The organism is Janibacter sp. A1S7 (assembly GCF_037198315.1).
Taxonomy (GTDB): domain Bacteria; phylum Actinomycetota; class Actinomycetes; order Actinomycetales; family Dermatophilaceae; genus Janibacter; species Janibacter alittae.
This window is the reverse complement of record NZ_CP144913.1, coordinates 2,835,371-2,848,235: the sequence shown is the minus strand read 5'-3', so window position 1 is coordinate 2,848,235 and position 12,865 is coordinate 2,835,371. Positions and strand designations below refer to the sequence as shown.

11 protein-coding genes are annotated in these 12,865 nt (G+C 72.1%); 1 reads left to right on the top strand and 10 read right to left on the bottom strand.

The genetic code is table 11. From position 1 onward, the window contains the following. Nucleotides 1-15: 15 nt before the first annotated feature. Together V1351_RS13760 and V1351_RS13755 are read right to left on the bottom strand one after the other, a co-directional pair. On the bottom strand, nucleotides 16-603 hold the full coding sequence (locus V1351_RS13760; RefSeq protein WP_338748762.1) for a TetR/AcrR family transcriptional regulator: 588 nt from the start codon (nucleotides 601-603) through the stop codon (nucleotides 16-18). 202 nt (nucleotides 604-805) lie between these two features. After that, a complete protein-coding gene (locus V1351_RS13755; RefSeq protein WP_338748761.1) occupies nucleotides 806-1,078 on the bottom strand; it encodes a hypothetical protein in 273 nt (90 codons plus the stop codon). Nucleotides 1,079-1,298: 220 nt separating this feature from the next. On the opposite strand from V1351_RS13755, the gene V1351_RS13750 reads away from it, so the two are divergent. Next, entirely contained in the window at nucleotides 1,299-2,399 is a 1,101-nt protein-coding gene (locus tag V1351_RS13750) for a L,D-transpeptidase family protein (RefSeq protein WP_338748760.1), read from the top strand. 64 nt (nucleotides 2,400-2,463) lie between these two features. On the opposite strand, the gene V1351_RS13745 is transcribed toward V1351_RS13750, so the two are convergent. From V1351_RS13745 to V1351_RS13710, 8 genes are all read right to left on the bottom strand, one after another. Beyond that, a complete protein-coding gene (locus V1351_RS13745) occupies nucleotides 2,464-3,312 on the bottom strand; it encodes a M56 family metallopeptidase (RefSeq protein WP_338748759.1) in 849 nt (282 codons plus the stop codon). Beyond that, nucleotides 3,309-3,731 carry a BlaI/MecI/CopY family transcriptional regulator gene (locus V1351_RS13740; protein WP_338748758.1) on the bottom strand — a complete coding sequence of 141 codons (423 nt, stop codon included), beginning with the start codon at nucleotides 3,729-3,731 and terminating at the stop codon, nucleotides 3,309-3,311. Before V1351_RS13740 ends, V1351_RS13745 begins: the two co-directional genes overlap by 4 nt. Continuing rightward, nucleotides 3,706-5,379, bottom strand: a complete 1,674-nt coding sequence (gene cydC, locus V1351_RS13735; RefSeq protein WP_338748757.1) for a thiol reductant ABC exporter subunit CydC — start codon at nucleotides 5,377-5,379, stop codon at nucleotides 3,706-3,708. The genes V1351_RS13740 and cydC overlap by 26 nt, the downstream gene beginning before the upstream one ends. Beyond that, nucleotides 5,376-7,010: a thiol reductant ABC exporter subunit CydD gene (gene cydD / locus V1351_RS13730; RefSeq protein WP_338748756.1), complete on the bottom strand. Its 1,635-nt coding sequence runs from the start codon at nucleotides 7,008-7,010 to the stop codon at nucleotides 5,376-5,378. Before cydD ends, cydC begins: the two co-directional genes overlap by 4 nt. Next, a complete protein-coding gene (gene cydB, locus V1351_RS13725; protein WP_338748755.1) occupies nucleotides 7,007-8,122 on the bottom strand; it encodes a cytochrome d ubiquinol oxidase subunit II in 1,116 nt (371 codons plus the stop codon). The genes cydD and cydB overlap by 4 nt, the downstream gene beginning before the upstream one ends. A 15-nt stretch (nucleotides 8,123-8,137) precedes the next feature. Then, nucleotides 8,138-9,628: a cytochrome ubiquinol oxidase subunit I gene (locus tag V1351_RS13720; RefSeq protein WP_338748754.1), complete on the bottom strand. Its 1,491-nt coding sequence runs from the start codon at nucleotides 9,626-9,628 to the stop codon at nucleotides 8,138-8,140. Nucleotides 9,629-9,754: 126 nt separating this feature from the next. Next, entirely contained in the window at nucleotides 9,755-11,029 is a 1,275-nt protein-coding gene (locus V1351_RS13715; RefSeq protein WP_338748753.1) for an MFS transporter, read from the bottom strand. A gap of 35 nt (nucleotides 11,030-11,064) precedes the next feature. Continuing rightward, nucleotides 11,065-12,810 (bottom strand): substrate-binding domain-containing protein, encoded by a 1,746-nt coding sequence (locus V1351_RS13710; RefSeq protein ID WP_338748752.1) that lies wholly within the window; start codon nucleotides 12,808-12,810, stop codon nucleotides 11,065-11,067. Nucleotides 12,811-12,865: the final 55 nt, after the last annotated feature.

Below are 12,865 nucleotides of genomic sequence, written 5' to 3'. Positions count from 1 at the left end.
GATGGACGAAGGGGGTCACCGCCGGGTGGCGAGGAGCTCCCGTGCGATGGCGAGGTTGTGGTGGACGCGGGCGGTGAGCCCGCCGGACCGGAGGTCCGCGGCGGGGGAGTCGATGAGGTCCTGGACGGTGCGGCTGATCAGACCGCCCACGACGGTGAAGACGATCCGTGCCTGCTCCTCGCCGACGCCGTCACGGGCCGCGAGGTGCGTGACCAGGGACAGGCCCAGCTCCTCGACGTGGGCCTGGACGCGCACGAGCAGCTCGGGGTTGCGGTGGACGACGTCCTGGAGCTGCTGCCAGTCCTCGGCGGTCGCGGCGTCGCCGCCGAGGCTGTCGATGGCCGTGATGACCAGGTCCTGCACGAGGTCGCCCGTGGGGCCGCCCGCGCGCAGGGTCTCGACCTGCTCGTCGGTGAGGACCGGCAGCAGACCCAGCACGGCCTCCTCCTTGGAGGAGACGTGGTTGAAGAGGGTGCGCCGGGAGACGCCCACCGCCTGGGCGAGGTCGTCGACGGTGAAGCCGGAGTAGCCGCAGCTGACCGCCAGTCGCTGCGCGGCGGCGACGATCGCCGTCCGTCGACTGTCCGTTGCACTATTGGTCACACAGTGCAGTTTGCACTATCTGGTCGATGGTGCAAAATCCGGTCCCGCCCCCTTCGTCCGCGTCTCCCCTACGAAGTGCTGCAGGCAGCACTTCGTATTGCGTGCAGCACCTCGTGGTGCGGCTGGCCATACGAAATAGGGCCTGCAGCACTTCGTTTGGCGGCGGGCGGGACGAAGGGGGGCGCTCCCCGCTGCGGTCGCGTCAGGCGCGGGTGATCGTGCCGGAGGTCTCACCGTGCTTCTTGCACCGGGCGACCCAGCCGTCCTCGGTCTCCTGCACGATCAACTGGCGCCGGCAGGTGGGGCACATCCTCGGTGGCTCCACCTCGAGCCGCTGGCGGCACAGCACGTGGCTCTTCTTCGAGGCCGACTCACCGCAGTAGCCGCAGTACGTGATGGTGCGGACCGGCGGGATCGCGCCGAGCGTGTCGGGGTCGCTCCAGCCGGGGTCGCCGGCGGTGGGCAGGTCGCTCATCACGGCGTCCCCGGGGCAGTGTGTGGCATCGGCAGGTCAACAAGCACCCGAGCAGAATAGTGCGCGCAGGCACAGAGACGAACATCACCCCTCGATCGCGCGCGGCTCGCACCCACTGGTTACACCTCGGTCACAGTCCGCGGCGACACGCAACGACGCGTGGGCAGAGCGCGTCACGGGTCACGAGACTGCACCCAACTTCTGTCAGGGGGAACCTCACATGATCCATCGGACCCGCAGTGTCCTGACTGCCCTCGCCGTGACCGGGCTGCTCGCTGCCTGTGGCGTGCAGGGGGCGCCACAGGCGCCGGAGTCGGCACCCACGACCCTCTCGCCCGACGGGAGCGGCGCACCGTCGTACTCCTCCCAGGACGCCTCCCGGGAGAAGTCCGATGCCAAGGACGACGCGCACGCGAGGGAGGAGGCGGAGGCCCGAGCCGAGGCGGAGGCCAGGGCACGGGCCGAGGAGAAGGCAGAGGAGGAGGCCAAGGCCAGGGCCGCGGCAGAGGCCGAAGCCAGGGAGAAGGCCGAAGCGGAGGCCAGGGAGAAGGCTGAAGCGGAGGCCAGGGAGAAGGCTGAAGCGGAGGCCGAGGCGGAGGAGAAGGCCGAAGCCGAAGCCGAAGCCGAGGAGGCCGCGCGGGAGGAGGCCGCGGCCGAGGAGGCGAAGGGGGCGCCAGCCAACTCGGCTCCCGCGCCGCCGGCGCCGGAGACGGCGCCGGCGAGCACCACCCTTCGTCCCGGGGACTCCGGACCCGCCGTGCAGGACCTGCAGCAGAAGCTGTCCGCCCTCGGGTACTGGCTGGGCGCCCCCGACGCCAACTACGGCGGCCTGACCGTCCAGGCCGTCATGGCACTGCAAGGGTCGGCCGGACTGGGCCGCGACGGCATCGCTGGGCCGAACACGCGCGCCGCCCTCGAGCGCGGCGTCCGTCCGCCCGTCCACGGCGGCCCGGCCAACCGGATCGAGATCGACCTCGACCGACAGGTCCTGGTCGTCGTCCGCGGTGGGACGGTGAGGTACGTCCTACACACCAGCACCGGCTCGGGACAGCCCTATACCTCCTCGCAGGGCGAGCCGGCCATCGCGACCACGCCGCCCGGGAGCTTCTCGGTCTTCCGTTCCGTCGACGGGTGGGACGAGGCCACGCTCGGCACGCTGTACCGGCCGCGCTACTTCAACGGAGGCATCGCCGTCCACGGGCTCGGGTCGGTCCCCGGCCACCCGGCCTCGCACGGGTGCGCGCGGGTGACCAATGCGGCCATGGACCTGATCTGGTCGCAGGACCTCATGCCGATCGGGGCCGCCGTCATCGTGCACTGACCGGCCGGAACTCCTTGCGCCTGGGAACTGGTGCCCACCGGCGGCTCCCGGTGCCCGGTGCGGCTCACCGGGCCACGATCACCGACAGCACCACAGGGGTGACCAGCGCGGCGACGCAGAGGAGGTAGAGCGCGAGCGTCTGCCACGGCGCCGGGTCGTCGGCCACGAGCAGACGGATCCTGGTGGTGGCTGCACCGGCGCCGGCGGAGACGCCCGGCACCGGGACCTGCTCACCCGCGGCCTCGGCGAGCGAGCCGAGCGCCCGTGCGAGCGACACCTCGCCGACCTCGTGCCGCGCCGCCCGGTCCGCGAGGACCTCGATGAGCAGGGCGACCTCCGTCAGGGCCGCGTCCGTACGCAGCAGCCGCGGGGTCGCGGTGTGCAGCACGGTGAAGAACTCGAGGACCAGATCGTGCCGCTCGCGCAGGTGCGCCTCCTCGTGGGCGACGACCGCGGCGATCTGGTCATCGGGCAGGCAGCCGAGGGCATCGGTGATGACCAGCCGGGAGTCGGCGCCGGGCACGCAGTAGGCGGCCACCCGCGGGGAGGGCAGCACCCGGGTGTACTCGCCCTCGTGGCGACCGACGATGTCGACGAGCTGTCGGTGCTCGGCCCGTGCGGCCCGGATCCGACGGCCCACGTGGTGGCTCCGCAGGAGCAGGTGGACGAGGACGGCGAGCGAGGCGACGGTGGCCACGACGATCACGACGCCACCGGGGAGCGGGGGCAGCGGTCGTGGGCGCAGCCACGCGACCGGACCCGCCCCCAGCAGGCAGAGCACCGCGGACAGCGAGAGGGCCTGCCACACGAAGAGCGCCGCCCGCGGGCTCCGACGCAGTCGCTCGACCCGCACCAGCAGGCGCGGGACGGCGAGCAGGCCCGCTGTGCAGAGCAGGAGCAGGGCGGCGATCACCCTGCGGAGTCTGCCCTACCTCGTCCCCGACGACGGCGCGGACGATCTCCCTTCGCCTCCACCTCGGCCATCGCGGCCCGCACGGCATCGAGGTCGTCGGCGCTCGCCTCGGAGAGGAAGTGCAGGATCGCTGCCTGCCGGTCCGCGCTGCTCAGGTCGTGCAACCGGTCACGCATGGCCTGGGCGGTCATCGACTCCCGGGAGGACACGGCCCGGTAGCGCCAGGCATGGCCGTCACGCTCGCGCGTCGTCACACCCTTGGCCTCGAGGCGCGAGAGGACGGTCATGACGGTCGTGTACGCGAGGTCCCGTCCGGTGAGGCGCGCGAGGACCTCCCGCACCGTGAGTCCGGCGTCGTCGGCCCACAGCACGTCCATGATGGCTTGCTCGAGATCACCCAGCAATGCGTTCTTGGACACCGTCTGCTCCTTCCCGCTCGATCATGACGACGCGGTCCATGTGGTCCAGGCCGATCCCGTGGTGGGTCACCATGATTGCCGACCGCCGGTCGGCGTGGTGCAGCAGGTCGGCCAGGACCGCCTCCGCAGTGGGGTGGTCGAGGTGGGCCACCGGCTCGTCGAGGACGATGACCGGGCGTGCGCTGGCGACGGCGCGGGCGATGGCCAGGCGGGTCCGCTCACCGCCGGAGATCCCCAGACCTCCGGCGCCGAGACGGGTGTCGAGCCCGTCGGGCAGGCCGGTGAGCCAGGCGCCCAGCCCCGCGCGACGAAGGGAGTCGATGACCACCTCGTCGTCCGCGCCCGGGGCGGCCAGGACCACGTTGGCCCGCAGGGTGCCGGCGAGCACGTGCGGCTCGTCGTCGACGATCGCGAAGAGCTCGCGCACCTCCTGCAGGTCCAGGTCGGTGGCCTCGACGCCGTCGATGGTGTAGCTGCCGCCGGTGGGGTCGAGGTGGCGGGCGAGGACCGCCAGGGCCGTCGACTTGCCGCTGCCGTTCGGGCCGGTGATCGCGATGTGCTCGCCGGGCTCGATGGTCAGGTCGAGGGGGCCGACGTCGGTGCGCCCGGGCAGCCAGCCGGCGGTGAGGCCACGCAGCTGCAGCCGCGGAGGGTCGAGTGGGCGGGGGTGGTGGCTCCGGGCGCGGCCCGGTGGGGGGGTGGTCTCGCCGTGGTCGGCGACGGCCGGCTCCTGGCCCAGCAGCTCGTCCAGACGCCGCTGGGAGGCCCGCGCTCGGGCGAGGGAGCGGGTGGCGTCGGTGAGGACACCGAGGGCTTCGCCGGTGGCGACCGGGGTCAGGACGAGCAGTGCCTTGACGGGGGCGCCGGCGCCGGAGGAGGACGCCAGGACGGCGGCCGCGAGGGCGGCGGCGCCGGTGATGATCAGCACCGCCGCGGCGGACAGGGACCGGCCGGACGACTGCCGCTGGACTGCGGTGCGCAGGGTGGCGTGGGCGTCCCGCAGCCACTGGGCGGCCGTGCCGGTGCCTCCGATGGAGCGCAGCTCGTCGGCGTGGTCGGCGGTCAGCTGGGCGACCCGGGCGACCTCGGCGCGGGCGGCGAGCACCTCGGCCTGGGCGCGTGACTCGAGGCGGTCGGCGGCCCCGGCGGTGATGGCGGTCGCCAGGAGCATCCCGGCGAGGACCAGCCCGACACGGGGGTCGACCACCGCGGTGAGGGCGGCCGCGAGGACACCGGCGAGGAGTGCCCCGATGGCGGGGACGGTGACCCGGACGGAGGCCTCGGCGACGTCCGTGAGGTCATCGACGACCCCGGTGAGGACATCGGCCCGGCCGCGGGTGCCCAGACGGGCCGGGGTGAGCGGGATGAGCGCGGCGTAGGTCCGCGTGCGTCGCTCCGCGAGGTCGGCGAGGGCGACGTCGTGACTGCGCAGACGCTCCCAGTAGCGGAAGACGGGACGGGCCAGGCCGAAGGTGCGCACGGCCACGATCGTGGTGAGCAACAGCATGATCTGCGGGCGCTGGTCGGCTCGCACGATCAGCCAGCCGGACGTCGTCGTCAGGGCGATGCCCGAGGCGGTGGCGACACCACCGAGGAGTCCGGCGATGACGAGGCCCCGGGAGAGGCGAAGGGGGCTCAGCCGCCTCATCGGGTCACCGCCGGCTGACCGAGACCCAGGTGGCGGTCTGCCCGGGCCACGAGGTCGGGCTGGTGGCTGACCGCGATGACGGTGCGACGGCGGGCGAGCCGCTCGATCGCCTGCCCGACGGCCTCCGCGGAGTCGGGGTCGACGTGCGCGGTCGGTTCGTCGAGCAGCACGACCGGCGCGGGGGAGAGCAGCGCCCGGCCGAGGACGAGCCGGGCCCGCTGTCCGGCGGACAGACCGAAGCCGTCGTCGCCGATGGGGCTGTCGAGGCCGTGGGGGAGGGCGGCGACGACTCCGTCGAGGCCCACCTCGCGCAGTGCCCGCCACTGGTCGTGCGTCTCGGCGGGCCCGCTGATCGTCAGGTTGGCGCGCAGGGTGCCGGCGCCGAGGAAGGGGCGCTGCGTCACCAGGTGCACCTGCGACGCGCCGACGGCGCCGCGATCGGGACGGCGGATCCCCGCGATGATCTCGAGCAGAGTCGTCTTGCCGCAGCCCGACGGGCCGGTGATGACGGTCAGGCCGGGGCCGGCCACGAGGTCGACGTCCTCGAGGACTGCGCGCTCGGTGCCGGGGTAGGAGTAGCCGACGCCGGTGACCGTGACCGTCGGCGCGGGCGCACGACCAGGTGGCGCGTCCTGGTCGTCGGCAGCTCGCACCCCGTGATCGACCGGCGTGGCCGGGGCCACCGGCTCGGTGGCGGCAGGGTCGAGCTCGGTGAGGATCTCGTCGAGGGCCACGGCGCCGTCCGCCGCGGAGTGGAACTCGGTGCCCACCCGACGGATCGGCCAGTACGCCTCGGGCGCGATCAGGATCGCCGTGAGGCCGACGAGCAGGTCCATCGACCCGCTCGTCAGCCGCAGGCCGACGAGGACGGCGACGATCGCCACGGAGATCGTCGCGAGCAGCTCCAGCGCCGCGGCGGACAGGAAGGCCAGCCGCAGCGTGCGCATCGTCGCCCGGCGGTGGCGCTGGCTCACCTCGCCGATGATCTCGACCTGGTGCTCGGCACGGCCGTAGCCAACCAGTGTCGGCAACCCGCGCATGACGTCGAGGAAGTGCCCCGAGAGGTCGCGCAGCGAGGACCACCGCCGGTCGGTGTCCTCCTGCGTCGTCGCTCCGATGAGGGCGGCGAAGAGGGGCAGGAGCGGCACGGTGAGGATGACCACGAGCGCGCTCGGCCAGTCCACGACCAGCAGGCAGGCGACGGCCAGTGGCGGGACGGCAGCGGCCGAGACGAGGGCCGGCAGGTACTTCGCGATGTACGGCTCGACGGCGCTGGTGCCCTGGGTCGCGAGCGTGAGCGCCCGGCCGCGTGCGGGCCGGGCGTCGGCGGTGCGGTGCGACCACGCATCCAGCAGGCGCTCGCGCAGGTGGGTGGCCACGAGCGTGCCGGCGTGTGCGGCGACCCTCTCCGCGGCCGCGCCGAGCAGGGCACGCGCCGCGAAGAGCCCAGCGGTCCACAGCGCCGGGGTGAGCAGGTCCTGGCCACGCACCAGGGCCACGACGAGCAGGGCCAGGGCGAAGGCCGTGCCGATCGTCGCCAGCCCCTGCGCCACGCCGATCCCGGCGAGGGCAGCGACCGGTCCCCGGGTGGTCGGGACCGCTCGCAGGACGCGCGGGTCGAAGGGTCTCACGTCGGTGCGTCCACCGACTGCGGCATGTGCTCGACCGACAGGCGCCGACGGAAGACCCAGTAGGTCCACACCGTGTAGCCGAGCATGATCGGCGTGAAGACCACGGCAGCCCAGGTCATGATGGTCAACGTCAACGGCGAGCTGGCTGCGGCCGCCAGGGTGAGGTCGGGGCTGCTCCCGCGGCCGTTGATCGCATTGGGGAAGAGCATGAGGAAGTAGCTGATGACCGTCAGGGCGATCGTCAGGGAGGTGCCGGTGAAGGCCCGGCCCTCCGCCCCCTTCGCATTGGCGGCGATGGCGGCGAGCAGGGCGAGAGCAGCCAGACCGGCGACCACCCACGAGGCGGCGGTGCCGCGTTGCAGGCCGAGGGCACCCAGGAGGACCACGGCGAGAAGGGCCGAGGTGACGCCGGCCTTGGTCGCGACCTCACGGGCCTGCTCGCGGATCTCGCCGGTGGTCTTCAGCGCGAGGAAGTGCGCCCCGTGCGCCAGGCACAGGACGGTCAGGGTCAGCCCGCCGAGCAGTGCCACCGGGGTGAGCAGGCTCAGCAGCGATCCGTCGAACTCGGTGTACTGCGTGCTGCCGGCGAGGTGCTCGGTCATCGGCAGGCCGTCGACGAGGTTCGTCAGTGCCACACCGACGAGGAAGGGGGCGATGAAGGACCCGGCGATGATCGCGAGGTCCCAGCGACGCACCCACTCGCGGTCGGGGCGCTTGTGCCGGTATTCCAGGCCCATGTTGCGCAGGATGAGGACGACGAGCAGGACCAGCAGCGCCAGGTACATGCCGGAGAACATCGTCGCGTACCAGTGGGGGAAGGCCGCGAAGGTCGCCCCGCCCGCGGTGAGCAGCCACACCTCGTTGCCGTCCCAGTGCGGGCCGATCGTCGTCAGCATCGTGCGGCGGCGCACGTCTCGCTCGTCGGGGTCCCACGCTGCGCGTGGGCGCTGCGACGAGGCAGCCTCGGGATCGGCCCCCGCGCCACCCGTCGGACCGCGGCCCCGGTCGAGGACCGGCAGCAGCATGCCGACCCCGAAGTCGAAGCCCTCGGTCACGAGGTAACCGGTCCACAGGACCGCCAGCAGGATGAACCAGATGGTCACAAGATCCATGTCAGTGCTCCCCGGTCAGTACGCGAACTCGAGCGGCTCGTCGTCCTCGACGAGACGTGGCGTCTCGAAGGGCTCGGCGCCGCGGCGGATGTAGTCGAGCAGGAGCTTGACCTCGACGACGGCCAAGCCTCCGTAGAGCAGCGTGAAGACGATCATCGACGTCCACACGTCCGCCGATCCGACCGATGGTGAGACGGCCGTGTGCGTCGCCATCTCCCCGAAGACGACCCAGGGCTGGCGTCCCATCTCGGTGAAGATCCACCCGAAGCTGTGACCGAAGACGGTGGCCAACGGGGTGGCCACGAGCAGTGGACCGACCCATCGGGCCATGGGCACCCGGTTGGCGCGGGTGGCGACCAGGGCCCACGCGGCGACGGCCATGGCGAAGAAGCCCGCGCCCATCATCAGGCGGAAGTTCCAGTAGCTCATCGCGATCGGCGGGATGTAGGTCTCGGCGCCGGTGAGCTCACCGTCACCGAAGCGGGCCCGGTACTCGTTCTCCAGCTCGGTCATCCCCTGGACCTCGCCGTCCCAGCTGCCGGTGCCCATGAAGGACAGCAGGCAGGGAACCTCGATGACGTGGGTGGGGTCCTCACCGCCGAGCCCGGCGACGGTCAGGACGGAGAAGGGGGCGCACTGCCCCTCGGGTGGGGTCTCGTAGAGGGCCTCCGCGGCGGCCATCTTCATCGGTTGCACCTCGGTCATGACCTTGCCCTGCAGGTCGCCGCTGATGATGACGCCCAGGCCGGCGACGAGGGTGACGACGGCGCCGAGCCGTGCGGCGTGGCGGTACATCCGACGGTCGGCGTGGTGGTCGGGGCCGGCCGCCGTCGTCCCCGGCTCGGCGGTCGCCGCCTGCGCGTCCTGCAGCAGGCGCGTGCTCTGGCGCATCTTGTGCAGGCCGACGGCCAGGACCAGGGCGCCGCCGACCATGTAGCAGGCGGTGATGACGTGCGGGAAGGCGGTCAGCTGGACCTTGTTGGTCAGCACGGCGAGGAAGTCGGCCATCTCGGCCCGACCGGTCTCGGCGTTGATCCGGTAGCCGACGGGGTTCTGCATGAAGGAGTTCGCCGCGAGGATGAAGTACGCGGACAGGACGGTGCCGATGTGCACGATCCACATGGTCGCGGCGTGCAGCCGCTCCGGGATGCGGCCCCACCCGAAGATCCACAGGCCCAGGAAGGTCGACTCGAGGAAGAAGGCGAGCAGTGCCTCCAGGGCCAGGGGCGCGCCGAAGATGTCCCCGACGAAGCGGGAGTAGGAGCTCCAGTTCATCCCGAACTGGAACTCCTGGACGATGCCCGTGACGAGACCGAGCGCGAAGTTGATCGTGAAGAGCTTGCCGAGGAACTTCGCCATCCGCAGGTGGTCCTCGTTGCGGGTGCGCACCCATCGGGTGTGGTACCACGCGACGATCGCGGAGAGTCCGATCGTGATCGGCACGAAGAAGAAGTGGTACACGGTGGTGATGGCGAACTGCCACCGTGCGAGCTCGAGCACGTCCACGCTGTCTCCTACGGGAATGAGTACGACGCTTTGTAGTTTACGGTACCCGCCCGTGTTCCGTCGCCGGCCTCGCCCCCTGACGTCCCGCCCCGGGCACGAGTCGGGCTCCGCGACCGTCGGCCCGGATCAGCCGGCGAGGGGCGCGCGGTAGCGCACGAAGGCGGGCACGAGCATCGCGGCGAGCAGGGTGCCGACGACGACGAGCGCACCGCCGGCGATCGTGGTGGCGACCGCGCCGAAGGGGGCCGCAGCCAGTCCGTGGAGCACGTCGGCCAGTCGCGGACCGCCCGCCACGACGACGATGAAGACTCCCTGCAGCCGCCCCCGCATCGCGTCGGTGGCCGCGGACTGGAGCATCGTCGAGCGCAGCGCGGACGAGGCCGCGTCGGCGGCCCCGCCGAGGGCGAAGAAGAACGCCGCGACCCACAGCCACGGCCGGGTGGTGCCGTCGGCCAGGCCGACCGCCGCGCCGAACCCGACGATGGCGCCACCCCACACCAGGATCGCCACGACGACCGCGCGCCCCTGCAACTCGACCCGGGAGACCCAACCGGAGAGGACCCCGCCGAGGAAGGCGCCCGCGGGCATCGCGGCGAAGAGGACGGCGAAGGCGAGGCCACCCCCTTCGGGCCCGCCGAAGTTGATGTCGGCCATCTCCGGGATCAGTGCCCGCGGCATGCCGAAGACCATCGCGACGAGGTCGACGACGAAGGACATCAGCAGCACCGGCTGGGTCGCGAGGTAGGCGAACCCGTCGATGACCGAGCGCAGACCGGGGGAGGAGCCGGCGACGACCTCCACCGGCAGGGGCGGCAGGAGGAGCACCGCGCGCAGGGTCGCGAGGAGGAAGACCGTGTCGACGAGGTAGAGCCACGAGAAGCCGAGCACCGGGATGAGTGCACCGCCGACGAGGGGTCCGGCGATCGCGCCGCCGGTGAAGACGGTCATGTTCAGGGCATTGGCCGCCGGGAGCAGGTTGTGGGGCATGATCCGCGGCAGCACGGCCGAGCGGGTCGGCTGGTTGACGGCGAAGCAGGCCTGCTGCAGGGAGAAGATGCCGAGCAGCACCCAGACGTTGGTGTTGCCGATCGCCGCCTGCAGGAAGAGCAACGCCGAGGTGACGATCAGACCGGTCGTGGTCGCGGTGAGCAGCCGACGACGGTCGAAGTGGTCGGCGAGCGAGCCGCCGTAGAGACCGAAGACGACCAGCGGCACGAGCCCGAAGAGGCCGGTCAGACCGACGTAGGCGCTCGACCCGGTCATCGCGTAGATCTGCGCCGGTACCGTGACGATGGTCAGCTGGGCGCCGATGACGGTGATGATCTGCGCGTTGAACAGTCGACGGTACGCCGGGACCCGCAGGGGGCGGGTGTCGGCCAGCAGGGCCCTCAGGCGACGCACCGCGTCACCCTAGCCGCCCCCTTCGCGCTGGTGGATCAGCCCGAGCCGCGGGCGAGCAGCGCCTCCACGAAGACCCGCTCGATGTCGTCCGGCGTCTCGGCGATGTAGGAGGTGCCGCCGGTCTCGTCGGCGATCTTCTGCAGCGCCGACGGATCGGCCTCACCCATGCCGATCGTGATGATCCGGACCGGGCGCTGGGCGTCGTAGGAGTCGTCGAGCTTGTCCAGCAGCTGCTTCAGCGACAGCCCGCCGTTGGGGTCGTCGTTCTCCCCGTCGGTGAAGACGACGATCGAGTTCACGTACTCGGGGTCGTAGTCCTCGACCATCGACTGGTGCGCGGCCCAGATCGTGTCGTACAGCGCGGTGTCCCCGCCGAGCCACGTGTCGCCGTCCTTGACGAGCTGGGTCAGGTGGTCACGGTGGGTGCCGTCGCCGTGCTCGGAGTTCATCGGCTCGACCGGGGCAACCTGCTCGTAGTCCTGGCCGTCCTTGCGGTCGCTGCTGAAGACCCATGCGCCGACCTCGCTGCCGGCGGGCAGCAGACCGGTGCCCTGGGTGAGCGCGCCCTTGGTGACGTCCCAGCGGGTCCTGCCCGGGGTGGGGCTGGACCACTCCATCGATCCGGACACGTCGATGACGGCCAACATCCGCATGTCCGTGCGCATGATGTCCCACTGCTCGACCAGTGCGATCCGCTCGGTGCGGTCCGGTGCCTCGAGCTCCTCGACCTCCGCGGCCTCCTGGCCCGCGATCGTCGGGCCGCCCCGGCCGCTGGCATCGCGGAAGCCGGCCGCGGTCAGGGACGTGCGCACGTCGATGCTGCCGAGCTCGGTGCGTGCCCGGTCGGCCGCGTCGAGGGACTCGCCCGTCAGCTCCGGGTTGGTGATCCACGGGTAGTCCAGCGACAGCGTGCCCTGCTCGGGCATCACCGCGCGCAGCGGCGGCAGGTCGTCGTGCTCCTCGTTGAAGGAGGCGATCTCCTGCTCGGCCGTGGGGAAGGGCTTGTTCGCCTTCGGGTCGCTCTCGTAGTCCTCGAGGAGCTTGTTGACCGAGGGCGCGGCGAAGCGCGAGAGGAAGATCAGTCGCTCGCCGGTCTGCAGACCGATGCGCGCGGGCTGGCCGATGCGGCTGGCGTGGAAGGCCAGGCGGCTGGCCGTGTCCACGTCGGGGTTGGCCATCTGCAGGTCACCCTCGTCGTTGATGATCCGCGTCCACGTCGACGCCTCGGTCGGTGCGTCCTCGCTCTGCGACCCGGCCGCCAGGACGATGGGGGAGGAGGCGATGGACTGGCCCTCCAGCCACTGGCCGGGCGTGTTGTCCTGGTCGATCGCGTCGACCCACGTGGAGCTGTCCGGGACCCATACGTCGGGGGCCATGCCCTCGTTGATGTTCGTGGCCACGGTGGCCGCCGAGGCCGCAGTGACGCGGAAGTCGGTGCACTCACCCGTGACCTTGTCCAGCGCGTCCTCGAGGGGCGCGGCCATCTCCGGGGCAGCGGACACGGCGATCGGGTCGCCACACGCCGCAGTGCCCTCGTCGTCACCGAGGAAGGCCCAGGCGCCGCCCAGGCAGAGCAGTGCCACGAGGACGAGCGCGACCAGCACGATCCACCAGGGCAGCCGCCGGCCGCGGCGGGCGCGATGCAGGCCGCGGCGGGTCGTGGCCTCGGCGACGGGCCCGTCCTGCGACGAGCGCCCGGACGTGGCCGGCGTCGGTGCAGCCGACGTGGTGTCGTCGTCCCAGAGGTCGCGTCGCCGCCCGGGGCGGTCCTCGGCACTCATGTGTTGCTCTCCTTCGTCGCCGGCCTCTCGTCGTCACCAGCCGCGCGCAAGTATG